25 protein-coding genes and 1 pseudogene are annotated in these 26,688 nt (G+C 70.2%); 14 read left to right on the top strand and 12 right to left on the bottom strand.

Going from position 1 to position 26,688, the window contains the following annotated elements:
- Positions 1-59 precede the first annotated feature (59 nt).
- Together IT780_RS25885 and IT780_RS25880 are read right to left on the bottom strand one after the other, a co-directional pair.
- The gene (locus IT780_RS25885; RefSeq protein WP_199514259.1) at positions 60-911 is read right to left on the bottom strand and encodes a hypothetical protein; all 852 of its coding nucleotides are present in this window, start codon (positions 909-911) and stop codon (positions 60-62) included.
- Between the two features lie 548 nt (positions 912-1,459).
- The gene (locus IT780_RS25880) at positions 1,460-2,470 is read right to left on the bottom strand and encodes a DUF6615 family protein (RefSeq protein WP_199514258.1); all 1,011 of its coding nucleotides are present in this window, start codon (positions 2,468-2,470) and stop codon (positions 1,460-1,462) included.
- A gap of 420 nt (positions 2,471-2,890) precedes the next feature.
- Between IT780_RS25880 and IT780_RS25875 the strand changes: the two genes are divergently transcribed.
- Both IT780_RS25875 and IT780_RS25870 read left to right on the top strand, forming a co-directional pair.
- Positions 2,891-4,369 carry a hypothetical protein gene (locus IT780_RS25875; protein WP_199514257.1) on the top strand — a complete coding sequence of 493 codons (1,479 nt, stop codon included), beginning with the start codon at positions 2,891-2,893 and terminating at the stop codon, positions 4,367-4,369.
- Between the two features lie 38 nt (positions 4,370-4,407).
- The gene (locus tag IT780_RS25870; RefSeq protein ID WP_199514256.1) at positions 4,408-5,043 is read left to right on the top strand and encodes a hypothetical protein; all 636 of its coding nucleotides are present in this window, start codon (positions 4,408-4,410) and stop codon (positions 5,041-5,043) included.
- A 199-nt stretch (positions 5,044-5,242) separates the two neighbouring features.
- Here the strand turns inward: IT780_RS25870 and IT780_RS25865 are convergent, their stop codons facing one another.
- The 4 genes and pseudogenes from IT780_RS25865 to IT780_RS25850 form a co-directional block, all read right to left on the bottom strand.
- A complete protein-coding gene (locus IT780_RS25865; protein WP_199514255.1) occupies positions 5,243-6,406 on the bottom strand; it encodes an IS110 family RNA-guided transposase in 1,164 nt (387 codons plus the stop codon).
- 355 nt (positions 6,407-6,761) lie between these two features.
- A pseudogene (locus tag IT780_RS25860) lies at positions 6,762-8,058 on the bottom strand (IS256 family transposase).
- Between the two features lie 111 nt (positions 8,059-8,169).
- On the bottom strand, positions 8,170-9,162 hold the full coding sequence (locus tag IT780_RS25855) for a tyrosine-type recombinase/integrase (protein WP_307831378.1): 993 nt from the start codon (positions 9,160-9,162) through the stop codon (positions 8,170-8,172).
- Positions 9,163-9,197: 35 nt separating this feature from the next.
- Entirely contained in the window at positions 9,198-9,557 is a 360-nt protein-coding gene (locus tag IT780_RS25850) for an AbrB/MazE/SpoVT family DNA-binding domain-containing protein (protein WP_199514254.1), read from the bottom strand.
- Positions 9,558-9,890: 333 nt separating this feature from the next.
- Between IT780_RS25850 and IT780_RS42820 the strand changes: the two genes are divergently transcribed.
- On the top strand, positions 9,891-10,013 hold the full coding sequence (locus tag IT780_RS42820) for a hypothetical protein (protein ID WP_267910141.1): 123 nt from the start codon (positions 9,891-9,893) through the stop codon (positions 10,011-10,013).
- 546 nt (positions 10,014-10,559) lie between these two features.
- On the top strand, positions 10,560-10,784 hold the full coding sequence (locus IT780_RS25845; RefSeq protein ID WP_199514253.1) for a hypothetical protein: 225 nt from the start codon (positions 10,560-10,562) through the stop codon (positions 10,782-10,784).
- 15 nt (positions 10,785-10,799) lie between these two features.
- Here IT780_RS25845 and IT780_RS25840 read toward each other — a convergent pair whose 3' ends face one another.
- Positions 10,800-11,786, bottom strand: a complete 987-nt coding sequence (locus IT780_RS25840) for a YihY/virulence factor BrkB family protein (protein WP_307831377.1) — start codon at positions 11,784-11,786, stop codon at positions 10,800-10,802.
- 409 nt (positions 11,787-12,195) lie between these two features.
- Between IT780_RS25840 and IT780_RS25835 the strand changes: the two genes are divergently transcribed.
- Positions 12,196-13,701 carry a hypothetical protein gene (locus IT780_RS25835; RefSeq protein ID WP_199514252.1) on the top strand — a complete coding sequence of 502 codons (1,506 nt, stop codon included), beginning with the start codon at positions 12,196-12,198 and terminating at the stop codon, positions 13,699-13,701.
- A gap of 92 nt (positions 13,702-13,793) precedes the next feature.
- Here the strand turns inward: IT780_RS25835 and IT780_RS25830 are convergent, their stop codons facing one another.
- Positions 13,794-15,137 carry a diacylglycerol/lipid kinase family protein gene (locus IT780_RS25830; protein ID WP_199514251.1) on the bottom strand — a complete coding sequence of 448 codons (1,344 nt, stop codon included), beginning with the start codon at positions 15,135-15,137 and terminating at the stop codon, positions 13,794-13,796.
- A 155-nt stretch (positions 15,138-15,292) separates the two neighbouring features.
- Entirely contained in the window at positions 15,293-16,747 is a 1,455-nt protein-coding gene (locus IT780_RS25825) for a DUF2252 domain-containing protein (RefSeq protein ID WP_233413491.1), read from the bottom strand.
- Positions 16,748-17,067: 320 nt separating this feature from the next.
- Between IT780_RS25825 and IT780_RS25820 the strand changes: the two genes are divergently transcribed.
- Together IT780_RS25820 and IT780_RS25815 are read left to right on the top strand one after the other, a co-directional pair.
- Entirely contained in the window at positions 17,068-17,310 is a 243-nt protein-coding gene (locus IT780_RS25820; protein ID WP_199514250.1) for a DUF8691 family protein, read from the top strand.
- A 95-nt stretch (positions 17,311-17,405) separates the two neighbouring features.
- Entirely contained in the window at positions 17,406-18,023 is a 618-nt protein-coding gene (locus IT780_RS25815) for an HdeD family acid-resistance protein (RefSeq protein WP_199514249.1), read from the top strand.
- Positions 18,024-18,062: 39 nt separating this feature from the next.
- Here the strand turns inward: IT780_RS25815 and IT780_RS25810 are convergent, their stop codons facing one another.
- Positions 18,063-18,551 carry a DUF1269 domain-containing protein gene (locus IT780_RS25810; protein WP_199514248.1) on the bottom strand — a complete coding sequence of 163 codons (489 nt, stop codon included), beginning with the start codon at positions 18,549-18,551 and terminating at the stop codon, positions 18,063-18,065.
- 227 nt (positions 18,552-18,778) lie between these two features.
- Here IT780_RS25810 and IT780_RS25805 point away from each other — a divergent pair, with 227 nt between their 5' ends.
- On the top strand, positions 18,779-19,186 hold the full coding sequence (locus IT780_RS25805; protein ID WP_199514247.1) for an SHOCT domain-containing protein: 408 nt from the start codon (positions 18,779-18,781) through the stop codon (positions 19,184-19,186).
- 4 nt (positions 19,187-19,190) lie between these two features.
- Here the strand turns inward: IT780_RS25805 and IT780_RS25800 are convergent, their stop codons facing one another.
- On the bottom strand, positions 19,191-19,490 hold the full coding sequence (locus tag IT780_RS25800) for a hypothetical protein (RefSeq protein WP_199514246.1): 300 nt from the start codon (positions 19,488-19,490) through the stop codon (positions 19,191-19,193).
- 176 nt (positions 19,491-19,666) lie between these two features.
- Here IT780_RS25800 and IT780_RS25795 point away from each other — a divergent pair, with 176 nt between their 5' ends.
- Genes IT780_RS25795 through IT780_RS25770 form a run of 6 tightly spaced genes read left to right on the top strand, consistent with a single transcriptional unit; the run spans position 19,667 to position 25,972 of the window.
- Positions 19,667-20,479 carry an alpha/beta fold hydrolase gene (locus IT780_RS25795; protein ID WP_199514245.1) on the top strand — a complete coding sequence of 271 codons (813 nt, stop codon included), beginning with the start codon at positions 19,667-19,669 and terminating at the stop codon, positions 20,477-20,479.
- Positions 20,480-20,511: 32 nt separating this feature from the next.
- Entirely contained in the window at positions 20,512-21,492 is a 981-nt protein-coding gene (locus IT780_RS25790; protein ID WP_199514244.1) for a hypothetical protein, read from the top strand.
- Between the two features lie 38 nt (positions 21,493-21,530).
- Complete coding sequence (locus IT780_RS25785) at positions 21,531-22,382, top strand: serine/threonine protein kinase (RefSeq protein WP_199514243.1); 852 nt, start codon at positions 21,531-21,533, stop codon at positions 22,380-22,382.
- A gap of 34 nt (positions 22,383-22,416) precedes the next feature.
- Positions 22,417-23,448 carry a glutaminase A gene (glsA, locus tag IT780_RS25780; protein WP_199514242.1) on the top strand — a complete coding sequence of 344 codons (1,032 nt, stop codon included), beginning with the start codon at positions 22,417-22,419 and terminating at the stop codon, positions 23,446-23,448.
- A gap of 59 nt (positions 23,449-23,507) precedes the next feature.
- The gene (locus tag IT780_RS25775; RefSeq protein WP_307831376.1) at positions 23,508-24,233 is read left to right on the top strand and encodes a CPBP family intramembrane glutamic endopeptidase; all 726 of its coding nucleotides are present in this window, start codon (positions 23,508-23,510) and stop codon (positions 24,231-24,233) included.
- Between the two features lie 26 nt (positions 24,234-24,259).
- Positions 24,260-25,972 carry an alpha/beta hydrolase gene (locus IT780_RS25770; protein ID WP_199514241.1) on the top strand — a complete coding sequence of 571 codons (1,713 nt, stop codon included), beginning with the start codon at positions 24,260-24,262 and terminating at the stop codon, positions 25,970-25,972.
- A 35-nt stretch (positions 25,973-26,007) separates the two neighbouring features.
- Here the strand turns inward: IT780_RS25770 and IT780_RS25765 are convergent, their stop codons facing one another.
- Entirely contained in the window at positions 26,008-26,682 is a 675-nt protein-coding gene (locus tag IT780_RS25765) for an HdeD family acid-resistance protein (RefSeq protein WP_199514240.1), read from the bottom strand.
- Between the last annotated feature and the right edge of the window lie 6 nt (positions 26,683-26,688).

Below are 26,688 nucleotides of genomic sequence, written 5' to 3'. Positions count from 1 at the left end.
GAGTGCAGTAAAGTCACCGGCAGGCTGCGTTTCGCCACATGTTCTGACCGTTGAGCAGGTCACCGAAGGATGGCAGCGTTATTAGTCCGCGCCCGCCGCCGCGCTTCGTGTTCTCTCCTGCCGCGCCAGGCGGCTGGGGCGATGCCAAACATTGCTCCGGACAGCAGGAGGCAACCGTCGATCATAGGCTGCAGCCAAATACGCTCGCGAGGCCTCTCAATCGTATAGTCGAGGTCGCCACCGACTTCAAAAGACCACGTGCGCTCATCGTGTGTCCCGCCCACAGGTTGCGGAAACGCGTCAGCAAGCCGTTCCTCGGTTCCAATCTGCAGCTGGACGTCAAGTTTGTCGGCTGCGAACAAGCCTTGCACGGCCGTTCCTCCGTCATTGGGAACGTGCGGGCTGCGCGCCACCCGGACCGCGCTGGAGTTGCGCGCAAGGCCAGCCGAGCGCCGCAGCTCGTCCGGCCACGTGAACTGGACGTCGATATTCAGGTCGCCGACATCGCCGACGGCGGGAATCTTACAGGTCACCATGGTGTAGCCGAAGACATCGCGACGCAGCTCAGCACTAGCCTCGGCCCGATCCCTTCCGGTCCACCACGACGCGCAGGGATAAGCCATAGGCGGCTGTACTATCACGCCACGGTCAGACCAGTCCGCCAGCTCGGCACCGTGTGGCAGGGTGAACAGGATAGTGAGTGGCCGATCGATGGACAGCTTCCACAGCCCCGGATTGTTGAGGCGGACTAGTCTGTACTGTCCGTAGGCCCGCCTGCCCGGTTTGATCACGGCGGCGAATCGGTATTCCGGAGGTTCAATGCCAAGTCGCCGGCTTTCTGCCGACCGGTCGGTCGCAAGAACAACCCTGTCATTGACGTTGGTGAAAACGCCTAGCTGGTTACGGTCCAAGGCGTTTGAGCTAACGGCTGGCTGCCCGGCGTCTTCCCATCGCAACGTCACTGTCGCCACAGCCAACGAAATCGCGCACGTTATGAACAGGTACAGGCGCCACTGTCGGGCAGCCGCGGCGAGCGCTCGGCCACAGGCGCAGGCCACAGCCGTACCGACGGCGGCGAACACGCCGGTAGCCCAAAGGAGTTCGGCGCACGCCCGGTCGCGGACTCTCGGATCCATGCTCTCCATAGTCCATCCCGGGCACGGCGAGAGTTGGCTCGGGGCTACGGCAAGCCCGCCGCACGCCCACGTGCGGCGGTGGTCGGCGTTGGCGCACCTCCGGCTCATGACGTGAGTTCGTATTGTGGATCTCGGCGCAGATGCTTACACGCCGGCGCAACTTGTGTACGACGTCTTGCGGGCTGAACGAGCCTTCCGCGCTTGTATCACTGGCGGGCAGCGCAGCGATAACCTTGACTCTCGCGGTCGCCGTATGACGCTTCGAATGAGCAAAGTTCCTAGGCCGGCGCGGGTCAAGCATACATCTGTCAACTGCTATCGAGTCAAGGTTCGACCTCGATGATCAGCAGGCTTCGAAGGTGCATATCCCCGACCTCATTTAGGTCAGCACCACCGTCCCCTTGAGGCGACGGCCTTGCCCGAGCCAGCTCGTCGAGGTCGTAATCGAATTCACCGCGCCATAACCTCGCAACGTCGTCCGGGACGCTTGAGTCTCGGGTGAAAGTTTCCGCAAGCGTTCGGAGGTCGTCTGCGAACTCAACGCCGTTTTCCATGAACTGCTCCACGATCTGCGCGAGCTCCAGGAATCTATGTCGCTGCACGTCCATCAGGCGCGCGAGCGAGAGACGCTGATTCGCAGCTTCGGCGGCACGCCGAGAAGGCATAACGGGTTCGCCTTGGTGAAACAGGCACGACCATGGATATATTGCCCATGCCAGTGACGCTGAAAGAACCAATTTAGTGGGACTGAGTCGGGCTTGGCGGCGTGCTAGCCTCGCCGGAACGGCAGCGATTGTGAGGGCCGTGTTCAAGTCCATGTCGTGCTGACAGCAGCATCCTAGGTGAACCAGCCATCGTCTGTACAAGCGATTACCTAGTATTTGCTCTGCCGACAAGATCTCTTGGACGGCATCGGGACCATTGTAAAGGAAGTACAGCGGAATGCAACTGCCGGCGGACGCGATGAGCGCGTCAATCTGCTGATGTCTCTCTGCACCAATCACATAATTGAGGTCGTAGTCGAACCGAGGCTCTTGTCTAGCGCGAGTCTGTTTCGCCAATTTGGCCTGGACGCGGTAGCCGAGATGACGACTTCCGTCGGGTGTAATCAAGTGGATCTCGATGTCAGCTCCAATTGCTCGCCCGTGGGTGCCTCCCTCTTCCGCTCTGTTGAAACAGGTAACACTACGCACGTACGGCGCGAACCTCTCCTCTAGCACCAGGACGACGTCTGAAGTTATCGCCTCTTCGCCTAGAGCGGCCGACTCACGAACGAACCTTTGCTTCCACCTCCCAGAGAGCGCATCGGCCTCATGTACTGGGGCTGTGGTCATAGGTGCCTTCCCGTGGTCGTCAGCTTCAGCGCGGACGGTCGACTGAGCATTACCTCTTGAAGGATAGCGTTAGCGGACTGAAATAAGCAGTGCGGCGCGGGAGTTCGACGAAGCACTACCCACTACTCCGCGCGCCCTCCCGAACTGGCTGGCAGCACCGTCAGCTAATGCATCGTCAGCGTGTTTACGCTGGCCACTCCGAGTGTGGTCCGCCGACGAGCGATCCCACCGGTCACCTCGACCAAGCCTGGCCGGGCTGCGGTCGTAGATCAATGAAACAAGTAGCCGCCGAGCGCGCGGCGTGGCCGGCGACGAGCCGTCACGCGGTGTGACACACGTTGACGGGCCGACGCACGCTCATGCCGATGTGAGCGCCCGCTGAACCTTAACGGGGCAGCACGGGCGAGCGGCGCCTCGGCTATGGTCGATTACTCGGCCGACGGATTGCGGGCCGGGTTGGGGCTGGGGCAGGCTGCCCCGGTGGCCGAAACGAACAGTGAACCGAACGAGCTTGAGCGACGACTCATCGAGGCCGTTGTGCGGGGCGCGTTGCTGGATCTGGCCGGGAGCGACCCTGTCGATGACGATGCCATGCAGTCCTGGGATACATCCCGCGAAATTCGGTCTTGGGTGTTGCGCGACATCGTCCGCGGCCGCTTGGTCACCGAACCCGATCCGCGAGGGTTGCGCCTGCGCGGCGCCCGGATCACCGGGCAACTCGACCTAGAGAACGTTACCCGAGATCTCAACCTGGCGCTGTTCGACTGCTTCCTGCCGGACGGGCTGGTGCTGCAAGACGCTCGCCTATTCAAAGTGGACTTTTCCGGGTGCCGCATCGGGCAGCCGCTTCATTCGACGGACGGACCGATAGCCGCGGACCGGTTCACCGCCCGGGTGATGTGGCTGGACAGGGCCGTGATCACCGCCGACTCGCCGACCGGGGCGGTCCGACTACTCAATGCCCACCTCGGCCTGTTGGAGTGCAACGGGGCAAAGCTGAGCAACACCGCTGGTCCCGCCTTGCATGCCGACGGCTTGCAGGTCGACCAGGCGGTGTACCTACGCGACGGGTTCACCGCCACCGGCGCCGGCGAGCTGGGCGCCGTCCGGCTGCTCAATGCTCACCTCGGCCGGCTTGACTGCGACGGCGCAAGGCTGAGCAACACCACTGGTCCTGCCCTGGCAGCTGACGGGCTGCAGGTCGACCAGGCGGTGTTCCTACGCGACGGGTTCACCGCCTCCGACGCCGGCGAGCGGGGCGCAGTCAGGCTGCTCAATGCTCACCTCGGCCGGCTGGAGTGCAACGGGGCAAAGCTGAGCAACACCACTGGTCCTGCCCTGGCAGCTGACGGGCTGCAGGTCGACCAGGCGGTGTTCCTACGCGACGGGTTCACCGCCTCCGGCGCCGGCGAGCGGGGCGCAGTCAGGCTGCTCAATGCTCACCTCGGCCTGTTGGAGTGCGACGGGGCAAAGCTGAGCAACACCGCTGGTCCCGCCTTGCACGCCGACGGCTTGCAGGTCGACCAGGCGGTGTTCCTACGCGACGGGTTCACCGCCACCGCTGCAAGCAAGCGGGGCGCAGTCAGGCTGCTCAATGCCCAGCTCGGCCGACTTGACTTCAACGGGGCAAGGCTAATCAACACCGACGGCCTTGCCCTGCTCGCGGACAGCCTGCGGGTCGACCGAGGGGTCTTCATGCGCGACGGGTTCACCGCCTCCGGCGCCGGCAAGCTAGGCGCAATCCGGCTGCTCAATGCTCACCTCGGCCAGCTGGACTGCCGTGGAGCAAAACTGAGCAACACCGCTGGCCTGCCCTGCACGCTGACAGCCTGCGCGTCGACCAAAGGTTGTTCCTCGGCGACGGGTTCAGAGCGACTGGAACGGGCGACCGCGCGGTAATCATCCTGCGCGACACCCGCGTTGGCGGAGCACTCCTGTTGGACACCGAGCAGATCACCCGCGCCGGAAACGACTGCGGTCCGCTCATCGAGCTGGACGACATGACCTACGCCGGATTGCCCCAACCGGACTCGCTTCCAGATTGGCTGCGGCTGCTGCGTCAGCACACGCCCGCCTACGCTGCCCAGCCCTACCAGCAACTGGCCGCCGCCCACCGCGCCGCCGGGCACGACCACGCCGTCCGGCGCATTCTCATGGCTCAACGCGACGATCAGGTCAACCGCCAAGCCATCCGCGGTTTGGACCGCGCCTGGGCTTGGGTTACCGGCGCCCTGCTCGGTTACGGCTACCAACCCTGGCGCGCTCTACTCGGCCTGCTGCTGGTCCTTACCCTCTCGATCGGCTGGACGTGGACGGCCGGCCAGCATCACGGGCTTGCACACACCAGCCGTACTCCAACCCCGGGCATGCCGTGCACCGCGACCGAGCTCATCGGCGTCGGCCTCGACTTGGGCACTCCGCTACTCAAAACCGGTGCCCGCGACACCTGCGCACCCACCACTAACCGCGCCGGGCAACGCCTCACGGTCGCCAGCTGGCCTATGCAAGCCATTGCCTGGGCCCTCGCCGCTCTGTTCATCGCCGGCTTCACCAGCGCCGTCCGCAAAACATGACCGCATCAGCAACCGCCGACAAGGCTGCGTCAACAACGCAGCGCCCGTCGGCGCTCCGGCCCAGCGGACGAGAACACCGAGCTGCTCGCTTTCAGGCCAAAGAGCGGCTCGTACACCACCCGCACATTACAGCCCTGATGACCCACCAAAGCCGGGTTCGTGGGACATCGTCAGTGCACTGATCTGGCACCCCTCTGTGTCAAGAGGCGGTGAGAAGCGGTGTTCTAAGCTGGGGTTCGGCGGGTCCGGGAAGTGACTTCTCCGAAGTGTCGATCTTGGGGTTTGGGTCGGCCGCGCTGGATTGCAGAGTCGCCCCCGCTTGTCCTCCCGGGCCCGTCCTGAGCCGGTTGGCGTCGGCGGTCATCTGCCGGTAGACGACGTCGGAAAGCCTGCGTTTGAGGGCGCGCATGGCTTCCATGGTGGTCTTGCCGTCGGCGAGTTTGCGCCGGTAGTAGCGGCGTCCTTCGGTGTCGTTGCGGAGCTGGACGACGGCCATGATGTGCAGGACCCGGTTGATGCGCCGGTTGCCGGCGCGCGACAGGCGGTGCCGATTCTGGTCGCCGGAGGAGGCGTCGATGGGGGCGGTGCCGTTCCAGGACGCGAAGTGGGCGCGGCTGGTGAAGCGGCTGATGTCGGCGATGTCGCCGATGAGGCGGGCGGCGCCGGACGGGCCGATGCCGTGCAGCTGCTGCAGCCGGCTGCCGGTCGTGGCGACGAGCTCGGTCAGCTCGGCGTTCGCGATCTTGATTTTCTTGTCGATGGTGACGAGTTCGTGGATCAGTTCGGAGGCCAGCCAGCGGCGGGTCTTGCCAACGACATCGCGCGGCCGCACGGTGTGCAGCAGCGCGCGGGCCTGCTGGGCGGACAGGAACTTCTTCGCCCCGCCGGGTACCAGCTCGAGCAGCAGGTGGTGCAGCCGAGACACGATCTCGGTGCGGGCCCGGCCGAGCTGGTCGCGGCGGTCGACCAGCAGCCGCAACGCCACGGTGGTGTCGTCGACGATCACCTGGCGCAGGTCAGGGGTTCGCAGGGCGACGACGGCGACGCTGTGCGCGTCGACTGGATCGGTCTTGCGGCCCTGGCCGGTGGAGAAGACCCGGGCCCGGGCGGACAGCTTCGCGGGAACGTCGAGGACGGTCTCGCCGTCGGCGACCAGGCGTTGGGCGACGTGCCGGCCGATGCCGCTGCAGCCCTCGACCGCCCAGATCCTGTCGGTGTGTTCACGGCCGGCGGCGAGCATGGCTTGGTAGCCGTCGGTATCGGTGCCGAACCGGCCCTTGCTGAGCACGCGTTCGCGCTGGTCGATGACTTCAATGGTCGCGGAGCGCTTATGCGGATCCACCCCGATGATGACCTGGCCCATGTGGTTGCCTCTCCGTCGAGCCGACGATGTGTCGGCGGGAGGGCAGCGCTACTTTGAGCTGGGCAGTCCCCTCTTGAGCCTCTCCGCGCCGCGGTGACCGGCAGGCGCATGCCAGATCTGAGTCACACCAAATACTTGCGGTGGACAGCCGCCGACGAGCGATCCCACCGGTCACCTCGACCAAGCCTGGCCGGGCTGCGGTCGTAGATCAATGAAACAAGTAGCCGCTGTCAGTGCGCGGCCGTGGTGTCCAACCCATGGACAGCCATCTCTCACCGACGGGCGATGGGCAAGCTGCCTGGGCGGGACGCGCTGTCGCGGGTCCGTACCAAGATCGGTGTTTCCGGCTCTTCGGTTAGTAAGCGTCGGCGGCCGGCCAGCGGTCACCGAAGGTGATGGCGAAGGCGTTCAGCACGGGCTTCCAGCGCATCGTCCATCGGGCGCGTCCGGTCCCGGTCGGGTCCAGGCTGCGGGTCACAAGGTACAGGCATTTCAGCGCGGCCTGCTCACTCGGGAAATGGCCACGTGCTCGCACCGCGCGCCGATAGCGCGCGTTCAATGACTCAATGGCATTTGTCGAACAGATCACCCGGCGGATCTCGACGTCGTAGTCGAGGAACGGAATGAACTCGTTCCACGCGTTACGCCACAACCGGATCATCGCCCGGTACTTGCTGCCCCATTTCTCGTCTAGGGCGTCCAGGGCAGCCAGGGCGGCGTCAGCGTTGACCGCCGTGTTAGATCGGTTTGATGTCCCGCTTGATCGCGTCGGCGTCCGCCCGCGACGTGAGCCGGAAAGTGTTCCGGATCAAATGAATAATGCAGGTCTGGACAATCGCTTCCGGCCACACGGCCTCGACCGTGTCCGGCAGTCCTTTCAGGCCGTCGCAGACGACGAAGAACACGTCACGCACGCCGCGGTTCTTCAGGTCGATCAGGACACTCATCCAGAACTTGGCGCCCTCGCCGCCGGTGCCGGCCCACAGCCCCAGGACGTCCTTGCGGCCGTCCACGGTGACCCCGATGGCCGCGTAGATCGGCCGGTTGGCGACCTGACCCTCGCGGACCTTGACGACGATGGCGTCGATGAACACGGCCACGTAGACGCTGTCGAGCGGCCGCGTCGACCATTCGGTCATCTCCGCAACGACTTTGTCGGTGATCCGGGAGATCGTCTCTTTCGACACCGACGCCCCGTAGATCTCCGCGAAGTGCGCGGAGATCTCCCCGGTCGTCATGCCTTTCGCATACAACGACAGGACGATCTCATCCACTTCGGTCAGGCGGCGCTGCCGCTTCTTCACGATCTGCGGCTCGAACGTTCCTTCCCGATCCCGCGGAACATCAATTCGGACCTCCCCGGCCGCGTCCGAGATCACCGTCTTGCCCCGGCTGCCGTTCCGAACATTCGTCGACTCGCGACCCGGATCAGCCTGGTTCTTCTCGTGACCCAGGTGCTCGGTCATTTCCTCGTTCAACGCGGTCTCGAGCACATTCTTGGTGAACAGCTTCAACAGACCGTTCGGGCCGGTCAGCTCCAGCCCGCGCGCCTTGGCCTCCGCCACCATCGCCGCCGCGGCGGCCTGCTCCGGCGACAGCTGCCGCCCGTCACCCTCGGTCTTCTTCCGTGGACTCACAACGTTCGATGTCATCACTCACGGTGCCCATCCCGCCGGAACTCAGCCCGGCGTGTCGGGCCGGAAACACCGTTCCTGGCACAGTCCCGCTGTCGCTCGCCCAGGCAGCCGATCCAAGGGCTGGTTCTACGTGTCGAGCTCCGGCAGGGCCAGTGGGTGTGATTCCCCGGTTAGACCAGACAGTGCCGTAGCGACTTCTTGCTGAGAGGCTTTGACGTAGCGGGCGGTGGTGCCGGCATCGTTGGGACTTTCCGCATGCCCGGCGTAGGCCAAAGCGACGCCGTAGCCGTAGACCCGTTCCACCCACGTCAGGGTGGTGTGGCGTAGCCAGTGCGCGGACACCTGCTGAGTGGCCACCCACGGCAACACTCCACCCAGCCGAGCCCATAGGCCGTCATAGCGGCGCCGGCCCACAGGCTTGCCGTCGCGGTAGCGCAGCAACGGCGCCCTCTCCCCCACTCCACGCTCGTCTACATGATGCTGCAGGAACCGCATCAGCGTGGGTGACACCGGCTGCCAGCGAAACGACTCACCTTTCTCGCGCAGCATGACCAGACACTGCTGCTTGTCCAGATCCACCGGCCGCAACTGGAGAAGCCCGCCACGCCGGCACGCCGTCTCAATGTGGAACCGGATGATCAAACTGTCCAGCTCCGGATCATTACCCGACGTACCCGCCATGGTGACAAGCTCGGCCAATCGGTCATCGGCCAGCGCAGTGCGGGTGCTGGTCGGGCGGTGCGGCTTGGCGACCTTCTGCGCCGGATCCTCGGACGCCGAGATCAACCCGTCCGCCACCGCCCGCTTGTACAGGCACCGCAGCGCGCCGATGAGGTGCTCGGCCGCGCTGTGACCACCACGGAAGTTGCGCCGCCGCAACGCACTGTCCTGCACCTGCCGCATCAGCGTCTCGACGTCCGTGGGCGTCACCTCATCCAGGCGCCGATCACCCCACCGCTCCACAGCCTTACGCCAATAGGTGCCGTACACCTTGCGTGACCCTGGACCCACAGCGGCCTGCACGACCGGTACGTACTCAACGAAGGTCGGCACCGTTGGGCGAACACCGGTCGCTTGCAGCAGATCCGCGACGCTGATACCCATCTGATCCAGCAGCACTCGGGCCGCCTCAACCAGCTCCGGCCGTGCCCGGGTCACGACCCACCGCCTGACACCGCGGCGTGCACGGTGGCCGACCAGTGCTCCAGCATCACCAGCGGATGCACCACCAGCCGGCCCGGCCCGGGCAGGGCCGCCAACAGCACCCGCTGCGGCGATTCGATGCCCACCGCGCGGCGCACGTTCATCGGCAGCCGCACACTCCCCCGCCCGGACACCACATAAGGCGCCGCCTCATCCGCTCCGATCACGATCAGCCCGTCGACCACGGTGAATCCGACCCGCGTTCCGACCGACCAGCCCAGGGCAGCGATCACCCGGCCATCGAAAACACGGCCCTTCACATCGAGGCTGCACATACCGAACAGCACGTCCCGCCGCACCAGCTCAGGCACCGGTGGCAGCGGCAAAGGAGCACGCGAGACCTTCGCCCGCCGACTCGGGTCCCGCTGACGGCCGGCCCGATCCGCCAGCTCCAACCGCGGCGTCAACGGCGGCAACGGCACACCCCTCACCACAGCCACCACCCCGCCCGGACACCACGCGAAGGGCTCGTCGGAGGGCGCCACGACGGGTGTTCATGCGCGCCTGACCACGACAGATACGTTTTGGTGATGGGTGCTACGAACGGAAGTTGATGTCCCCCCTCGGACACGTTAATTCCACACGAGCCGTGAGTTTCCCTCACGTCACAGTCGGTCCCCGTCCTTCTGGGCGGGGATTTCTGCTTGCAGGGCGGCGGACAATGGCGCTGCCGCGAGCGCAATGCCGGCGTCTTCGGTCTCGACTATCCAGCCATCGTGATCACCGACCAGAATCATGCCGTGCCGACGCAATTCGTCGCCGACTGATACTGGGTTCCCCTGCCGCAGCGGCGGGTACGCGCCGTCCCCACCCGCTGCCCACGCTGCTTGCCGAGCACGTTCGCCGCTAGCGAGGTGGACCCCGCGGATACAGGTGGACGGCCCCACTCGCGTGGTGATCCACGAGGACCTCCGGACGTGCCCGACGCTCGGTCGACGCCTGTCATCCATGAGGGATGAGGGCCGCGGCCGAGATATCCCGCATCGTTCGATGCATGGCCACCGCCGCCGCCTCCCACGGAAGGCGTTTCCGCGTGGGTGCCGGCCGGCGGCGATGACAAGTGGAGGGAGGCCGCGGCATGGCGAAGAAGTCGAAGAAGGACAACAAGAAGAAGGACAAGAAGAACAAGCGGAAGTGACCGGGCGCGCCGACGGCGCGTCCGCGTGCGGCCGGTGCGGCGCCCTCAGGGGTACCGCACCGGCGCCTGCTACCGCGAGTGCTCGCGCGGGGTTCGACACGTACGACGCCTGCCGGAATATCACCCGGGCCGGGAAGGATCCTCATGGCGTCCAGCACCACGCCTTGAGCGCGTCGTGTTCGAGGAGCAGGGCATGGGGTCCGGCCCTTCTGGGGCGGGCGGTGCTCTCAGTGGAAGGAAGGCGGCAGCACCCGTGGGAAAGCTGATGAAGCGGATCAAGGCGGCCGCGACGTCGCCGAAGGCCAAGCAGCTCGAGAAGGACATGGTCCGCAAGGCCAAGGACCCGAAGACACAGGCGAGGATCTCCAAAGGTTTCCAGACCCTCAGGTCCAAGCACTGAACCGGCCAGCCGGTCTCACGATCTCCGGGCGCGGTCACCGCGGCCGACGTCATCGGTTGGTGGCGGCGGTGTTCCTCCCTCGGGCCGCAGCACCCGCGAGCTGACCCGGTCCAGGGCGGTGCGCTCCTGCTCACGGGCGAGCAGGGCGAGCGCACGGGCGTCGGCCGCGGTGGGCCGGGACGGGTCGAGCGCACGGGGCCACAGCCGGGCCCGGCGGACCGCGGCGATCTCGGCCGAGCACACCAGGACGATGCTGAGCACGTACAGCATGGTGAACATGCCGGCCACGGTCGCGAAGCCGCCGTAGACCGCGCCGGCCCGCCGTACCAGACCGGGCAGCACGGCCGCCCCGACGTTGAGCACGACGGTCACCGCGACCGCGCCGGGCACGGCCGCCGGCCACAGTGCCCTCACCGGCGCCCGGCAGAACAGCAGCAGCCGGGCGGAGGCCAGCAGCACGCCGAGGACAACCAGCCCGGAACCCAGCACCGCGAACGCCCGCGAGAGGCCCGGCAGGCCGGGTACCACGGTGGCCACCACGGTCAGCCCGCCGACTGCAACGGCCCCGGCGATGATGAGCACGAGCACCAGCAGCATCCGCAGGTAGCCCAGCACTGTGCCGGTGCGGGCGCGGAACGGCACTGCGGCGAGGTGGTTGAGGGTGCAGGACCCGGAGAACACCACCCCGGCGGCCGAGAACAACAGGCCCACGAGCCCGGCGGCCAGTCCCGCGGTCGAGCTCGGCAGCGCGGCGGCGGCGCCCTCCACCGTGGGCTGCAGCGACGGTGGGACGATCGCCGTCACCAGACGTTGCCGCAACTCCGGCTCGCTCGTGAGCACGCGGGACACGACGGCGACGCCGATCAGCAAGAGCGGGAAGATGCTCAGGAACCCGTAGTACGTGATCAGCGCCGCCTCCCGGCCGCCACCGTCGTCCAGGAACTTGCGCGCCACCGCGTACGCGAAGCCCAGCACACCGTGCCGCCGTTGCAAGCGGTCCACACGACCGGTCAGCCGGGCGAGCAGGACACTCCCTCACAATCCGGCGGTGGACCACAGCGGTCCGACAGTCACCCTCGCGGCGCAGGACCTCCGGAGTCGCATCGGTCTCATGGTGTGAGCATGGGTCCACCGGCGACGCCACGCGTCATCTGCCGGGGGTGAGCTTGCTCCGGACGCCGCCCACTTCGCCTGCATCAAGGCCTGACCCGGCGTGAGACGCCCGCCCACGTCCTCTGGCGGACTTCGCGCTGATCAAGCTGGGGCCGGGCATTTCATTCACCGGGGATGACCCCGCCTTCCCGAGCCTCGGCGAGGCTCGACGGGACAGCGCCACACCCGCGCCCGTGAGGGGCGAACGACCGTGACAGGGCTCGGGCGCGGCCAGCAGCCGCTGAGGATTGGGCCAGCCATGACCATCCGTCCGGACGCCGAGCACGCCGATTCCGCCTCGCCCGCCCTCGCCATGCCTCCGAATGTCACCACTCCGCCGCCCCAGGTCACCGGTGAAGGGCCCGGCGGCACCGACGACGGCCAGCCGGACGAACCGCCCGACGCCGGGGAAGTCGAGCGCCTGCGCGCCGAGGTCTCGGCGTTGCAGGAGCGGCTCGAGACCCGGCGGCGCCGCACTTCGCTGCTCGGCACCCTGCGTCGGGTCCTGGCCGCCGCGCTCATCGCCCTCGCCGCCTTCGCCCTGGTCGCGAGCGTCGTCGGGGTGTGGTCGGCCCGGACGGCGATGAACACCGACCGGTGGGTGGCCACCGTCGCCCCGCTGCCGCAGGACCCGCGGGTCGCCGCGGCGGTGGCCGACTACGCCACGAACCAGATCTTCGTGGCCGTCGACGTAGAGCAGCGCCTACGGACGGTGCTGCCCGAGCAGGCCGCGTTCATCGCCGGGCCGGTGACCGGGCAGCTGCGGGGCACCGTACGCGACACGGTCACCAAGGTTCTGCAGAGCGATCAGTTCCAGCGCATCTGGGTCGAGGTGACCCGACGCGCGCACGAGCGCGCCGTCGCGGTCCTCAACGGCACCAGCGACCTGCTGGTCGTACGCGAAGACCGGGTGGACATCGACCTGCTCCCCCTGATCAACCAGGTCCTCCGGCAACTCAGTGCGCAGCTGCCCACGATGTTCGGCAAGCAGCTGGCGTTGCCGGACCTGAGCAGCGGAGCCATCCCGGACAACCTGCGCGACCGGGTCCAGCAGACCCTGGGCGTCACCCTGCCGCCCAACTTCGCGCAGTTCGCGGTGTACGACTCCGGCCGGCTGTGGGCCGCCCAGCAGGCGGTGGCGCAGGCGAAGCGGGGGCTGATCCTCACTGTGGCCGCCACGGTCCTGCTGCTTCTCGTCGCGTTGGCCGTCTCGCCGGCCCGCCGTCGTACGCTGCTGCAGTTGGGTCTGTGGCTGGTCGTCGCCGCCGTCGCGGTGACCGCGGTGCTGCGTGCGATCCGGGCCCAGGTGCTCGAGCAGGTACCGGCGGGCCTTTACCGTGACGGCGCAGACGCCGCCCTGACCACCGTCTTCGCCCAGCTCCGGACACGCGGCCTCCAGATCATCTGGATCGGGGCCCTGCTCGCGGTGCTGATGTACCTGATCGGCCCTGGGCGCGGGCCTCGGTGGTTGCGGCGTCACCTCGCCGACGGTGCCCGGGCCGCCGGTCGCGGCATCCGCGCCGGCGCCCGTGCGGCGGTCGCCCGGGGACCCGGCTGGGTGGCGGCGTACCTGGACGTGCTACGCGTCGGCGGCCTGGTCGTGGCGGCCGGGTTCGCTCTGATCCTGTCGTCCTGGACCGCCCTGCTCGTGATCGCCCTCGTGCTCGCGGCGTACGAGGTGGCGGTCACCCTGGCCGCACGGGGCGCGGCGTACCGGGCCGAGAGGGACGCCGCGCCGCCTGCCGCCGGACTCGGCGCGAGCTGAGCTCGCCGGCGGGCGTGCCGCGCGCAGCGGGGCGACAAGCTGGTGACCCGCATCCGCACCGGCGCGGCTGCCGGGGACATCACCGCGAACTGTCAGTGCCGTCCGGTGGAGAGGGCCAACCGGCGTAGCCGGGTCCAGTCCAGTTCGGGCGACGGCGCCGGCACGCCGGGCCGCTGCCGGGGCACCCGGACCCGGAGCGCCCCCGGGCGGATCGAGCAGCAGACCGGCGTGGGCATCATGACGGCCTCCCCGTCGATACCCACCGGCACCTGCGGGACGTCCGCCGTGACGACCACCTCCGTGGCGGTCCGGACGGCCACGGCCTTCGACCACCGCCGGCCGCCCACCAGGGCCGCCGCGTCGACCGCACCGCGCATGGTGACAGCCAGCACGCCGAGGACCCCGCCGTCGAGCCGCGGGCGCCGGCCCAGCCCCGCGACGTCGTCGGAGCCGTACGGGTTGTTGCTGACCAGCACCGCCTGCGGACCGGTCAGCTCCAGCCCGCCGGCCCGCAGGTGCAGGAGCGGTCCGGAATGGCCGGTCAGAAGGTCGGGAAGCATGTCGAGGGTGGTCCGGGTCTTGTCGTCGCGGTAGGCCGGGCTCTGTACCACGGCCGCGTACGCGCCGAACGAGGCGTTGTTGACGAAGGTCCGGCCGCCGATCAGGCCCAGGTCCACGCGCAGTTCGACGCCGTCGGAGAGCGCGTCCAGGCAGGTCGCCGGGTCCTCCCGGTCCAGGCCGAGGTCGAGGGCGAAATGGTTGCGGGTACCGGCGGAGATGACCATGAAGGGCAGGCCGTGTTCGGCAGCGATGCCGGCGACCAGCGCCTGCGTGCCGTCACCGCCGGCCACGCCGAGCAGGTCGGCGCCGTCGCGGACGGCCTGCCGGGCCAGCTCGACGACGCTCGCCTGTCCCTCGAGAACCATCACCTCGGCGCCGAGCGCGCGCGCCCGGCGTACCAGGTCGAACCGGCCCACCTTGCCGCCGCCGGACCGCGGATTCATGATCAGGTACGGGTGGTGGGGCGCCGGCGTGGCGTGCTCCGAGGGACCGGCCGTAGCATCCTGCACCGCCAGCGCCCGGCGCCCGGCGGCGACGGCCGCCAGCCACAGCGCGGCGAAGAGCACCACGACCCAGATCAGGCGGGCGCGCGCGTAGAGCACCGCGATGGTCAGCGGCGCGATCACGACGAGCACGCCCGCGAGCCAGCGCCGGAGGCCGCGATGGCTGAGGAACCACCAGGCCGCGGCGAACGCCACGGCCATGCCGGCCGCGCCGACGAGGAGCAGTCCAAGGCTGCCGCGTACGCCGGCGGCGGTGATCACCAGCACGGTGGCGGCGGCCGCTACGAGGAAGGCGAGCCGGGCCAGCCACCGCTGGGCGGGACGTTCGGGCACCGGAACGGCCGGTGCCGGGACGGCAGTCGTGTCAACCATGGTGGGCTCCCGTCGCGAGGTGGTTCCCGGCAGTGTCGGAGCCGCTCCAAACCGTGTCCTCATACCGGAGGAATGAATCCACGGGCCGATCAGGCCGTGGTGGGTGCGGCTGACCGGCGCGGCCCCACCCGAGGTAGTCGACCGGGCCGGCCGGCTCAGACGCCGCCGACCACCGGGATCCGGCCCTCGCGTGCGGCCCGCGTGAGCAGCTCGAAGTCCTGCTCGTTGCGGTCGGCGTACTGCTCGGCGAACTCGATGATCGCCTGGTCGAACGCGGCGCCGTCGTCGAGGTAGCCGGCGATCGCGATCCGGTCGCCGTTGCGCGCGTGGGCCCGCGCCAGCGTCCACCCGCAGAGCGCGCCGTAGACCTCCATCGCCTTCACGTCCAGCGTCTCCACCATGGCGGAGCCCTTCCAGTCGCGCAGTTGCCGCACGTAGAAGTCGCGCTCCTGCCCGTCGATGCCGGCCACGGTCTGCCACCCGAGGAAGATGTCGCTACCGGCCTGCATCAGCCGCTGACCCAGCACGACCCGCTCACCCTCGTTGCTCCATCCGGTCTCCGGCTTCCCGGGCACGTACGGGGCCAGCACCGAGGGGGGCGCCTCCTTGACCTGCAGGAGCAGCGGGTCGTTCTCGTCGCGGCCGCTGAGCAGCACGATCCAGCACCGGGTGCCGACACTGCCCACCCCGACGACCTTGCGCGCGAGGTCGACGAACCGGAACGCGCCCAGCAGCCGGCGCCGGTCGGGGGCCAGCGACTCGGCGTACCGGGCGAGCAGGCCCCGGATGCGTGCCTCGAGGTCGGCCCGGCCGGCGTCCGGCAGCAGGTCCTCGACCGGCACGACGAGCGGCGGGTCGGCGACGATCCGGCGGCGCCCGTCCACCACCGTGGTCAGCTTGCGGAACGCCTGCAGGCTGTCGCGGGTACGGGCCTTCGCCTGGGCCGCGGCGAACCGCTTGCGCCGGTCCTTGCTGAGCAGGTTCCTGGCGAGCACGCTGACCTCGTCGACGTCGGCCCGCGCGTACCACACCTGCAGCTCTCCCTGCGCGGCGAAGGTGGCCATCGCCTGCCGGTAGCGGCCGACCGCGGACGCCACGATCACCGCCCTGCTCTTGCGCCGGAAGCCGCTGCCGCGGGCGGCGACCACGAGGCTCGCCGCGAGCCGCTTGACGTCCCACTCCCACGGGCCGGGGTACGTCTCGTCGAAGTCGTTCACGTCGAACACCAGATGCCGTTCCGGCGAGGCGAACACGCCGAAGTTGCTCAGGTGGGCGTCGCCGCAGAGCTGACACGTCAGCCCCGACGAGGGTGTCCGGGCCAGGTCCGCGGCCATGATGGCGGCGGCACCGCGGAAGAACGTGAACGGCGAGACCAGCATGCGGCCGTACCGGATCGGCACCAGCTCCGGCACCCGGGTGTCCGCCTGCGCCGCCAGCACCTCCACCGGATCGGGCCGGTCGGCGGCCGCGGGCAGACCGGCGTGGGAGTCGAAGGGCACCTCGCGGCGGATCGACCGGCCCGCCGCGAAGCGGGCCGCGGGATCCGGGAACGATCCGTCCGCCTCGGGCACCGGGGTCATGACACTGGACAGGGTTCGCCGATCGGTCATCGCGCACCTCCACGGGCTGGGACGGGTCCCTTCCGGCCCTGCCCGCGAGCCAACACCCCGCACGACCGCGGCGCGCCATCCGCTCCGGGGGATCGGCCGGACGCGCCGGCGTACGCGCTGCTCGTCCCGGCTGAGGAGCTTGGTCCCGCCCGGCGGCCCGGACTCCTGCCGTCAGCCACAAGGGATGACGCAACGCGGTCCGCCCCCGCTCACGATGGACGAGTGCCTTCCCCGCCCGGCCGCAGGACGAGGGCCGAGGCAGCACGAGCGGGTGCACCGCAGGCGGAAGGGCCGGTTCGGCGGATGAGGGGCGGGACGCCATGCAGGAGGCAACGTACCAGGTCAGGGTCTCCGGGGAACTGCCCGCGGAGCTGCTGTCGGAGCTGCGCGACCTCACCGTCAGCGTCGAGCCGCCGGAGACCGTGCTGCACGGATCGCTGCCGGACCAGTCCGCCGTCGTCGGGCTGATCTCGCGCATCCACGGCCTGGGCCTGCGGCTCATCGAGGTGCGCCGGCTGCCGCCCGACGACATCGCCGAGCAGCCTCGCCGCGACGCGCCCTGATCCGCGCTGGAGCCGACGGCGGCCGGTGCCGGGCCCCGGTCGTTTCATGCCACCGGGATGAGAACCCCCACGCCCCGGCGCCGCACCATCGGGGCATGACAACGATTCCCGAGCAGCCACTCACCCCGGCGGCACCGGAGAACGACGGACGGGCTGCCACGCGGCTGCCCACCATCCCCCCGCACCAGCACTGGCTCCGGCTCGTCGCCGGCCTCCTCGCGATCGCGGTCGGGGTGGCGGCCTTCACCTGGCCGGAGGCCACCCTGCGGGTGGTCGCGGTCCTCTTCGGCCTCAACCTCGTCCTGACCGGCTTTCTCCGTGCCGGGCTGCTGCTGTTCGCGCCCGGCCACCCGATGCTCAACCGGGTGCTCGGCATCGTGTTCGGGGTGCTGACCGGCCTGATCGGACTGCTGTGCCTGCGCAACCTCACCGCCTCCCTGGCGGTGCTGATCGCTCTCGTCGCGGTCGGGTGGCTGCTGGACGGCTTGGTTCAGCTGGTCACGGCGATCGGCGCGCGAGGCGAGAAGGGCAGCAGGTGGCAACTGGCAACCGCCGCACTCATGATGGCCGGCGCCGTCGTGGTGCTCATCTGGCCGAAGCTCGGACTCGGTGCCTTCATCTTCATCGGCGCGACGGTCCTCGTCTTCTGCGGGATCGGCATGACGATCAGCGGGATCGCCGGCATGCGCGCCGACCACCGCGCCACCGGGTGAGGGACACCGGCGCTGCCGCAGGCCGGCAGCCGCCGCGGGTCACCGGCCGCCGAGCGCCTCGAGGAGCTCGCTGCGCTCCGCCTCGGTGAGGTTCGTGGTGACGAGCGTGTTGTGCAGGCCGTGCATCCGCTCCCCGAGCCGGTCGAGGTCGCCCTGCTCGGTGACGACGAACAGGGCCGACGTGCCCTCGGTCACCTCGGCGCGGATCTTCTCCAGCTGGTCCCGGGTGATCCCGGCGTCCTCGGTCTTCTTGGCCAGCCCGCCCAGCGCCGCGCCGGCCAGGCCGCCCGCCACCGGCATGAAGAACAGCGTGCCAATGATCAGACCCATGACCGCGCCCCAGCCGGCCCCGTGCCACACCGATTCGTGCCCGTGCCGGGTGTCCGGGTGGGGCTGCCCCACCGGCCACCGTACGACCGCGTGGTCGTCGACCTTGACGAGCCCGTCCGCCTGGGCGTTCCTCAGGATCTCCACGGTCCGGTCCGCACCGTCGGGATCGTCGAACTTCCATACCGTGAAGGTCGTCATCGCTGCTCTCCAGGGATCCGTGCCGGCATGCGGCTTCCTCCCGACATCGTCGGGCGTCACCACCGCCGGCTCCTCATCCCTTCCGGGCTAATCTCCCTCGCCCACCGGGGACATCCGGCCTTCGCCGGGGCGTACGCCGTCGAGTACGCCATGGCGGATGAGGCACCGGCGACCGGCACGGCGTGGACTGGCGGGAAAGAAGGTACCGACACAGGAGGTTGTTCGCGGTGTTCGACGACAACGGATCGTTCCTGCTGGCCATGGTGGAGTTCTTCATCTTCCTCGCCTGGTTCATGGGTCTGTGGTGGGTGTTCGGGGACCTGTTCCGCAGCCGGGACCTCGGCGGCCTCGGCAAGACGCTGTGGACGGTGTTCCTCATCCTCATGCCCATCCTCGGCATGCTGGTCTACGTCATCGCCCGTGGCCGGGGCATGGGCGACCGCGCGCTCGCCGCTCAGGAGGAGGCGCAGCGACGGCAGGACGCCTACATCCGGTCGGTGGCCGCTTCGGACGGTGCTCCGCACAGCGCCACCGACCAGATCTCGTCGGCCAAGGCGCTGCTCGACTCCGGCGGCATCAACGAGACCGAATTCGAGCAACTGAAGGCCGACGCCCTGGGACGGGGTCTCCGGTAGGCGTTCACGCGGGTTCCGGTGGATCGGCCGGTGGGGGAGGGTCGAGCGGGTGACGCTTGGCGTCGCGGCTGGCGAGGCCGGCCATGGCCTGCCGGTACTGCGGTCCGGTGATCCTGCCTGTCACGAGCTGGCGGCTCAGCACGCCCTCCAGGGTCTGCGGGTCCTGACCGGGTACGGCATCGTGCGGCGCACCCGGGGATGCCGGCCTACCGGCCGCGTTGCGAACCGCCCCGCGCAGCTTCGGCCGCGCCGCGAAGACGAGTGCCGCGGTCAGGCACGCCAGCAGGAACAAGGAGCACAGCACGGGATCACCTTTCGTGTCGGGCCACGCCACGGCGGCACTTCCGCGGATCCAGTGAACCTGCCGGGGGCCGGTGCCGTTCTCATCCCGTACGGGTGGCATCGGACCCCGGCGGCGTGGTCACCCGGTCATCCCTCGCGGATGGGCCTCGGGCTCCGGCGGCCTGTGACGCTGAGGTCATGACCGATCGGTGCTTGCAGGATGCGTGGGTCGAGGTCCGTGGCCGGCCGGTCTTCCTGCGCAGGGGTCCGGAGGTGCCCGGCGCCGACCCGATCGTGCACGTGCACGGCTTTGCGGTGTCCGGCAGCTACCTGCTTCCCACCGCCGGGGCGCTCGCGCATCGCGGGACCACGGTGGTCCCCGATCTGCCGGGCTACGGACGGAGCCCTTCGCGGGGGCGGGTGCTGGGTATCCCGTCGCTGGCCCGGGTGCTGGTGGAGCTGCTGGATGCGCTCGGCATCGGGCGGGTGGTGCTGGTCGGCAATTCGATGGGCGGGCCGGTGTGCCTGGAGGTCGCGCACAGCGCTCCGGACCGGGTGGCGGGCGTCGTGCTCACCTCGCCCGCGGGCGGGCTGCACAATCAGCCGCTGGGCCGGGCGCTGGTGCAGCTGGCCCGCGACGCGGGGCGCGAACGGCTGGGCATGCTCCGGGTCGTCCTCCCGGACTATCTGCGGTTCGGGCCCGTGAACGCCCTGCGTCTGTTCGGTGAGCTCATCCGGTTTCCCTCCCTGGAACGGCTGGTACGGACACCGGTGCCGACCCTGGCCGTGATCGGGTCCCGTGATCCGCTCATGCCGCCGCCGTGGCGCGTCCGGGAGGTCGGCCGTCTGGCCCCGCCGCACCTGACGATCGTGCACCTCGAGGGCGCGGCGCATGCGATGAACTTCAGCCACCCCGGCGAACTGGCCCGGGTGATCGGTGTCTGGCTCGACCGCCGCGCGACCACCGATCCATCAACTCCGAATGATCCGGCGCGGCGACGGCGGCCATAGCTTGACGATCACCGCCGTGGAAGGAGTCACCCATGCGATCTGGGCGCAACCGTCGTCGACCGCGCGTCACCGTCCTGGTCTGGCTGCTGTTCGGCGTCATCGCCGGGCTGACCGCCTGCGGCGCCGGCGGCGGTGAGGCACCGTCGGGACTGCCGTCGACGCGTACCACGCAACGCGATGCGGAACGTCCCCCGTCGGGTGAGCCGGGCACGCCCCGGCCCGAGCGGACCACCGAGCCGGCGGAGCCCACCCGGGCCCCGGAGGCCACGGAGGCGACACCGGAGCGGACGCGCACCACCCGGTCCACCGAACCGGCGCAGACCACGACCCGCCCGCCGACCGTCGCGGAACCCGCGCCGGCCCGCACCACGCAGACCACCGAGCCCGCCCGCGCCGCTCGGACCACCGAACCGGTGCGTACCACGGGGGCCACGGAACCGGCTCGCACCACCACACCGGCCGAGCAGACGCCGACGCCTGCCGCATCCGCGTCCGCCGTCGCCACCAGCGGCACCGCCGGGGGCCTGGGCTTCTTCGGCTGGTTGCTGATGCTCGTGCTCCTGGCGGCGCTGATCGTCGCCGGGGTGCTGGTCGCCCGTTCGCAGCGGAGATCGGGGTGGGACACCGAGGCCCGCGCGTTGGAGTCGGAGACGCGAGCGATCAGCGCCACCCGGCTGCCCCCGGTCCTGCGCACGACCACCACCGGCCGGCGGGCCCTGGCCTGGCCGCCGGTCCGCGCGGAGCTCGTCGAGGTGCAGAACCGGTGGGGTGCGCTGGCCGACCGGGCCTCCGGCGATGCCCGCCGGAACTGGTCGCTGCGGGTCACCGCCCTGCTGCACGAGCTCATCACCGCCGTCGACATCGAGGGCGAGGCGCTCGGTACCGGCCAGGACTGGAGGCCCCTACGGGTACGGGTCGAGCAGGTGGACCGGGCGCTCACCTCGGTCCTCAGCGGGCAGCCACAGCCCGAGCCGCCGGCCGCGGAGCCGGGCACGAGCGCGTACCAGACCTGACGGCCTGTGGCGGCGGCTGGGAGACACGGAGGCCCCTCATGACCATCATCGATGGATACCTGCTGCTGTCCCGCATCGGGAGAGGCGGGACAGCGACGGTCTTCCTGGCGACGCCACTCGCGGGCGGTCCTCCGGTCGCGGTGAAGCTGATCCGGCACGGTACGGGCGCCTCCTCCCGGCGTGAGTTCGCCATAGCCTCCGCCGTGGACGCCGGCTGCACGGCGGCCCCGATCGCCCACGGCGTCACGGCGACGGGGTCCTACCTGATCACCGCCTACCTGCAGGGCTACAGGTCCGGGGCGGGGCTGATGGGCGACACGATGCCGGTCGCCTCGCTGCTGACGTTCGGCGGCGAGCTGGCCGGCAGGCTCGCGTCCCTGCATGACAGCGGGGTCGTGCACTGCGACGTCAAGCCGTCCAATCTGCTGGTCGGCGATGATGACGTCCGGGTCATCGACTTCGGCATCTCCCGGTACGTCGGGGAGCTTCCGCCCGAGGACGGATTCGTGCAGTGCAGTCGCGGCTGGGCCGCCCCGGAGCAGCTGCGCGGCGAGCCGCTGGCACCGAGCACGGACGTCTTCGCCTGGGGAAGCCTGATGGCCTACCTGTCCACCGGCTTCCATCCCTTCGCCGGGCGGGGCGAGGCGGACTGGATCCGGCGCGTCGGCTCGGGCCGGCCGAACCTCTCCGGGCTGCACCACGGCCTCGACGCGGTGGTACGCGCCGCGCTGGCGCACGATCCACGCGACCGCCCGGGCGCCCGCGAGCTGGCCGCGATATGCCGCGACGGGACACGGCGGGCCTCCACGCCGGAGCCGGCGGCCCGGCCACGTCCGGCCACCGTCCGTACCGAGGCGGCGCAGGAGGACACGGCGGCATGCGCCGTCTGACGGTCATCCCGCACGGAGGAAGGGTGAGTGCCCGATGGAATCCCTCGACGACGACGCCCCGTACGTGTCCACCGGTCACCTGCCGTCACCCGAGCAGGTCCGACGGTCGCTCGACGACGCGTACGAGCGCTATCGGACCACTTCGGACGGTGAACTGTCGCGCGTCTATCCGGCGTTGGCCCGGGTGCCACCCGACCTGTTCGGGATCTGCGCGGCCGGCGCCCGCGGCGGGACGTACGCCGTCGGGGACGCCGAGTCGGAGTTCACCATCATGAGCGTCGCCAAACCGTTCGTGTTCGCGCTGGTCTGCGCGGTCGTCGGCCCGCAGCCGCTGCGCCGCCGGCTGGGGGTCAACGCGACCGGGCTGCCCTTCAACTCCCTGGCTGCGGTGGAGAACAGTCCGGACGGGCGCACGAACCCGATGGTCAATCCGGGAGCGATCGCCACCGCCAGCCTCGTTCCGGGTACGAGCACCGCGGCGAAGTGGGCCGCCCTGCACGATGGTCTGTCCCGCTTCGCCGGCCGCGACCTGCCGCTCGACGAGGAGGTGTACGCCTCCGCGTCGGCCACCAACCACCGCAACCGGGCCCTCGCCGATCTCCTGCAGGCCTACCGGCTCCTCGGCTGCGATCCGGTGTCGGCGGTCGACCTGTACACCCGGCAGAGCTGCCTGCGGGTGACCGCCGTCGACCTGGCCGTCATGGGCGCCACGCTGGCGAACGGCGGGGTCAATCCGCACACGGGGGTACGGGTGGTCGAGGCCCCGGTCTGCCACCACACCCTGGCGGTGATGTCCACCGCGGGGTTGTACGAGACGTCCGGCGACTGGCTGTACGACGTGGGCGTACCCGGCAAGAGCGGCATCGGTGGCGGCCTCGTCGTCATCTCGCCCGGCAAGGGGGCCCTGTCGGCCTTCGCCCCGCGTCTCGACTCGTTCGGCAACAGCGTCCGGGGTCAGCACGCGGCGAGGTTCCTGTCCCGCCGGCTCGGCCTGACGCTGTTCGCCTCGGAACCCGCCGGCCTGGCCGAGCCCGCCGGAATGCCCGAGCCGGCCGGGAATCCTTAGCCGTACCGCCATCCGCCGGGGGTGAGGCGGGTGCCGGGCCCGGCGGCGATCCTCGAGGCGTGACCGCGGAGCCGTCGAAGCGCTGGGTGTCGCCGGCGGCGGCCGTGGTCGTCACGGTCGGGTACATGGCCGCGACCTCGGCCGCCGGGCGCTTCGGGCCCCAGGGAACCATGCTCCTGGCCGGGCCGCTCGGCGCCCTGCTGTTGCTCCTGCTGGCCCGTGCGGCGGGGCTCGGCGCCGACGACGTGGGCCTGGGCCGCCGGGCGTTGCGGTGCGGCGCGGTGTACGGGCTGTGCTGTGTCGCCGCGGTGGCCGTGGTGTACGCGGCGGCCGCGTGGCTGCCCGTCACCCGCTCAGCGTTCCTCGACGAGCGGTACCGCACGGACCTGGGCGCGGCCCTGCGCACCGCCTTCGTGGTGATACCGCTCGGCACGATCCTGTTCGAGGAGGTCGCGTTCCGGGGCGTCCTGTGGGGGCTGGTGCGTGCGGCATGGGGCCGTACCCGGGCCACGCGTTTGTCGTCGGGGCTCTTCGGGCTCTGGCACGTGCTGCCGTCGCTGCGTCTCAACCGGGTCAACCCGGCGGTGACCGGCCTGGTCGGTCCCGGCCCGGCCGGGCAGATCCTGGCCGTCACCGGGGCCGTGGCGTTCACCGCGGCGGCCGGGGTGGTGCTCTGCGAGCTGCGCCGGCGCAGCGGCAGCCTGCTGGCCCCGATCGGTCTGCACTGGGCGGTCAACGGACTCGGCGTCCTGGTCACCGCCGGAATCGCGGGATGGAACGCATGACAGCCGACGGAGAGGGTGGCACGCCGATGACTATCGTGACGTCCCCGGCGCAGACGCCGCCGGAACCGGAGCAGCCACCGCCGCTGCGGCGCGGCCGGTGGTGGCGGCTGGTGCACCGGTGGCATTACGGCTTCGTCGGGCTGCTGGGCGCGGTGACCTGCTTCTGCCTGTCGCTGACCCCGTCGCTGCTGCCCCGCGGTCCGGGGCTGCAGGCGGTGGTGGGCGGCATCACGGCGGCGATCGGGTACGGGCTGGGCGTGCTGGTGGTGTGGCTGGCCGGGAAGCTGAGCAACCGCCCGGTCCGCCGGCCCGGCCGAACGGCCTGGCGCATCCTGGCGGTCGTCGCGGTGGTCGCGGTGCTGGTCTTCCTCTGGCTGGGTGCCGGATGGCAGCGCGAGATCCACGAGATGATGGGCCTCGAAGCCCCGGGACGTCCGCGGTATCTGCTGGTGCTACCGCTCGCCACGCTCCTCGCGGTCGCCCTGGTCGGCCTGTTCCGGCTGCTCCGCCGTGCGGCCCGCGCCCTCGGCCGGCTGCTGGGGCGGGTGGTGCCGGCCCCGGCCGCGCGGGTGCTCGCGGGTCTGATGGTGGTCCTGCTCGCGCTGGGCGTGCTGAACGGCGTGGTGCTCGACGGCTTCTTCGCCGTCACCGACAGCAGCTTCAAGGCGATCAACGGCGAGACCGAGCCCGACGTGTCACCGACGCAGGACCCGCTGCGCTCGGGCGGTCCGGGCTCGCTGGTGTCCTGGCCGTCGCTGGGCAAGCAGGGCCGCAACTTCGTGACGGGCGGCCCGGACGTCGATCAGCTGCGCCGTTTCGGCGGTCCCCGCGCCGAGCGGTCGATCCGGGTCTACGCCGGGCTGGACTCGGCGCCGACCTCGCGGGAGCGGGCCGCACTGGCCGTGGCGGAGCTGCGGCGTACCGGCGCGTTCGACCGCGCGGTGCTCGTCGTGATCACCACGACCGGCACCGGCTGGGTCGACGAGGACGCCGTGGACCCGTTGGAGTACATGTACAACGGCGACTCGGCCATGGTCGGTATGCAGTACTCGTACCTGCCGAGCTGGTTGTCCTTCCTCGTCGACAAGGAACGCGCGCGGCAGGCCGGCCGGGACCTGTTCAACGCCGTGTACGGCGAATGGTCGAAGCTGCCGCTGACCCGGCGGCCCAGGCTGCTGCTGTTCGGCGAGAGCCTGGGCTCGTTCGGCGCGGAATCGGCGTTCAGCGGCGCCGACGACATCCGGAACCGGGTCGACGGCATGCTGCTGGTGGGCCCGCCCAACCGCAACGAGCTGTGGCGCCGGTTCGTCGCCGGCCGCGACCCCGGCAGCACCGAGATCCTGCCCAGCTACGAGAACGGCGCCACCATCCGCTTCGCCCGTGATCCGGCCGCCGACCTGGACCGTCCGGCCACGCCGTGGGCGGCGCCGCGGGTGGCGTACCTGCAGCACCCCTCGGACCCGATCGTGTGGTGGAGTCCCCGGCTGGCGGTGAGCCGCCCGGACTGGCTGCGCGAGCCGCGCGGCGCCGACGTGTCGGCCGGCGTCCGCTGGTACCCGTTCGTGACGTTCTGGCAGGTGACCGCCGACATGGCCTTCTCCACCGGGGTACCGGCCGGGCACGGGCACAGCTACGGCGCCGAACCCGTGACGGCCTGGGCGCGGATCGCATCCCCGGACGGCTGGACCCCGGAGCGGACCGCGGAGCTGACCGGCCTGATCGCCACCCGGGAGGGCTGATCCGTCCGTCATCGCTCGCCGGGCCGGTCGCGCGGTCAGGCCGTACGGGCGGCCGTGGCCGTTCCGGGCCCGGACGGCGCGGGAACGTCCGGCTCCAGCTCGCCGGCCCGGGCCGCGGCGGCCGTCCTGCGCAGGAACAGCGCCAGCACGACCTCGGCGAGACCGACGAGCAGGCTGCTGCCGCCGGTCAGGACGACCAGGGTGGTCAGCGAGAGGTCCGGCATGAGGACGAAGGCGAGCCCTGCCGCCACGGAGAGCACGCCGACGCCGACGAGACCCAGCCGGGCCGGGCCGGTGCGCTGGACCCCGAGCACGACCGCGGTGATCCCGCTGAGGATCCAGGTGACCGCGAACAGCAGGGCGAGCACCGCGAGCCGGCTGACGAGGTCACGCAGGCAGATCAGGCCGGCGATGAGGACGACGACGCCCACGATGCCGGACAGCACGTGCCGGGCCAGCGAACCGCGGCCGGGCAGGAACGCGCCGATGATCCGCGCGATGCCGGCGAGGAACAGCCACACCCCGGTCATCGCCGCCATGATGCGCAGGGAGATGTCCGGCCAGATGAGCACCGCGGCGCCGAAGACGACGCCGAGGACGCCGGTCACCAGCATCGTTGCCCATGGGACGGGGAGCGACCTCAGCTCCTCGGCGACGCCCGGCCCGCCGGCCGCCGTACCCTCGTGCGTTGTCGTCGATGTTCCGGTCATGCTGTC

Origin of the sequence: Nucisporomicrobium flavum, assembly GCF_016464385.1 — a bacterium.
Lineage (GTDB): Bacteria > Actinomycetota > Actinomycetes > Mycobacteriales > Micromonosporaceae > Actinoplanes > Actinoplanes flavus_A.
Note: the sequence above shows the minus strand (reverse complement) of the source record. Positions and strands in the feature narration are given on the sequence as shown.

Coding starts and splice junctions, on each gene's coding strand:
- IT780_RS25790 (WP_199514244.1), top strand. CDS start 20,512: ATGCGATCTGGGCGCAACCGTCGTCGACCGCGCGTCACCGTCCTGGTC.
- IT780_RS25825 (WP_233413491.1), bottom strand. CDS start 16,747: ATGACCGATCGGCGAACCCTGTCCAGTGTCATGACCCCGGTGCCCGAG.
- glsA (WP_199514242.1), top strand. CDS start 22,417: ATGGAATCCCTCGACGACGACGCCCCGTACGTGTCCACCGGTCACCTG.
- IT780_RS25865 (WP_199514255.1), bottom strand. CDS start 6,406: ATGGGCCAGGTCATCATCGGGGTGGATCCGCATAAGCGCTCCGCGACC.
- IT780_RS25830 (WP_199514251.1), bottom strand. CDS start 15,137: ATGGTTGACACGACTGCCGTCCCGGCACCGGCCGTTCCGGTGCCCGAA.
- IT780_RS25835 (WP_199514252.1), top strand. CDS start 12,196: ATGACCATCCGTCCGGACGCCGAGCACGCCGATTCCGCCTCGCCCGCC.
- IT780_RS25815 (WP_199514249.1), top strand. CDS start 17,406: ATGACAACGATTCCCGAGCAGCCACTCACCCCGGCGGCACCGGAGAAC.
- IT780_RS25795 (WP_199514245.1), top strand. CDS start 19,667: ATGACCGATCGGTGCTTGCAGGATGCGTGGGTCGAGGTCCGTGGCCGG.
- IT780_RS25770 (WP_199514241.1), top strand. CDS start 24,260: ATGACTATCGTGACGTCCCCGGCGCAGACGCCGCCGGAACCGGAGCAG.
- IT780_RS25785 (WP_199514243.1), top strand. CDS start 21,531: ATGACCATCATCGATGGATACCTGCTGCTGTCCCGCATCGGGAGAGGC.
- IT780_RS25810 (WP_199514248.1), bottom strand. CDS start 18,551: ATGACGACCTTCACGGTATGGAAGTTCGACGATCCCGACGGTGCGGAC.
- IT780_RS25765 (WP_199514240.1), bottom strand. CDS start 26,682: ATGACCGGAACATCGACGACAACGCACGAGGGTACGGCGGCCGGCGGG.
- IT780_RS25875 (WP_199514257.1), top strand. CDS start 2,891: ATGGTCGATTACTCGGCCGACGGATTGCGGGCCGGGTTGGGGCTGGGG.
- IT780_RS25820 (WP_199514250.1), top strand. CDS start 17,068: ATGCAGGAGGCAACGTACCAGGTCAGGGTCTCCGGGGAACTGCCCGCG.
- IT780_RS25880 (WP_199514258.1), bottom strand. CDS start 2,470: ATGACCACAGCCCCAGTACATGAGGCCGATGCGCTCTCTGGGAGGTGG.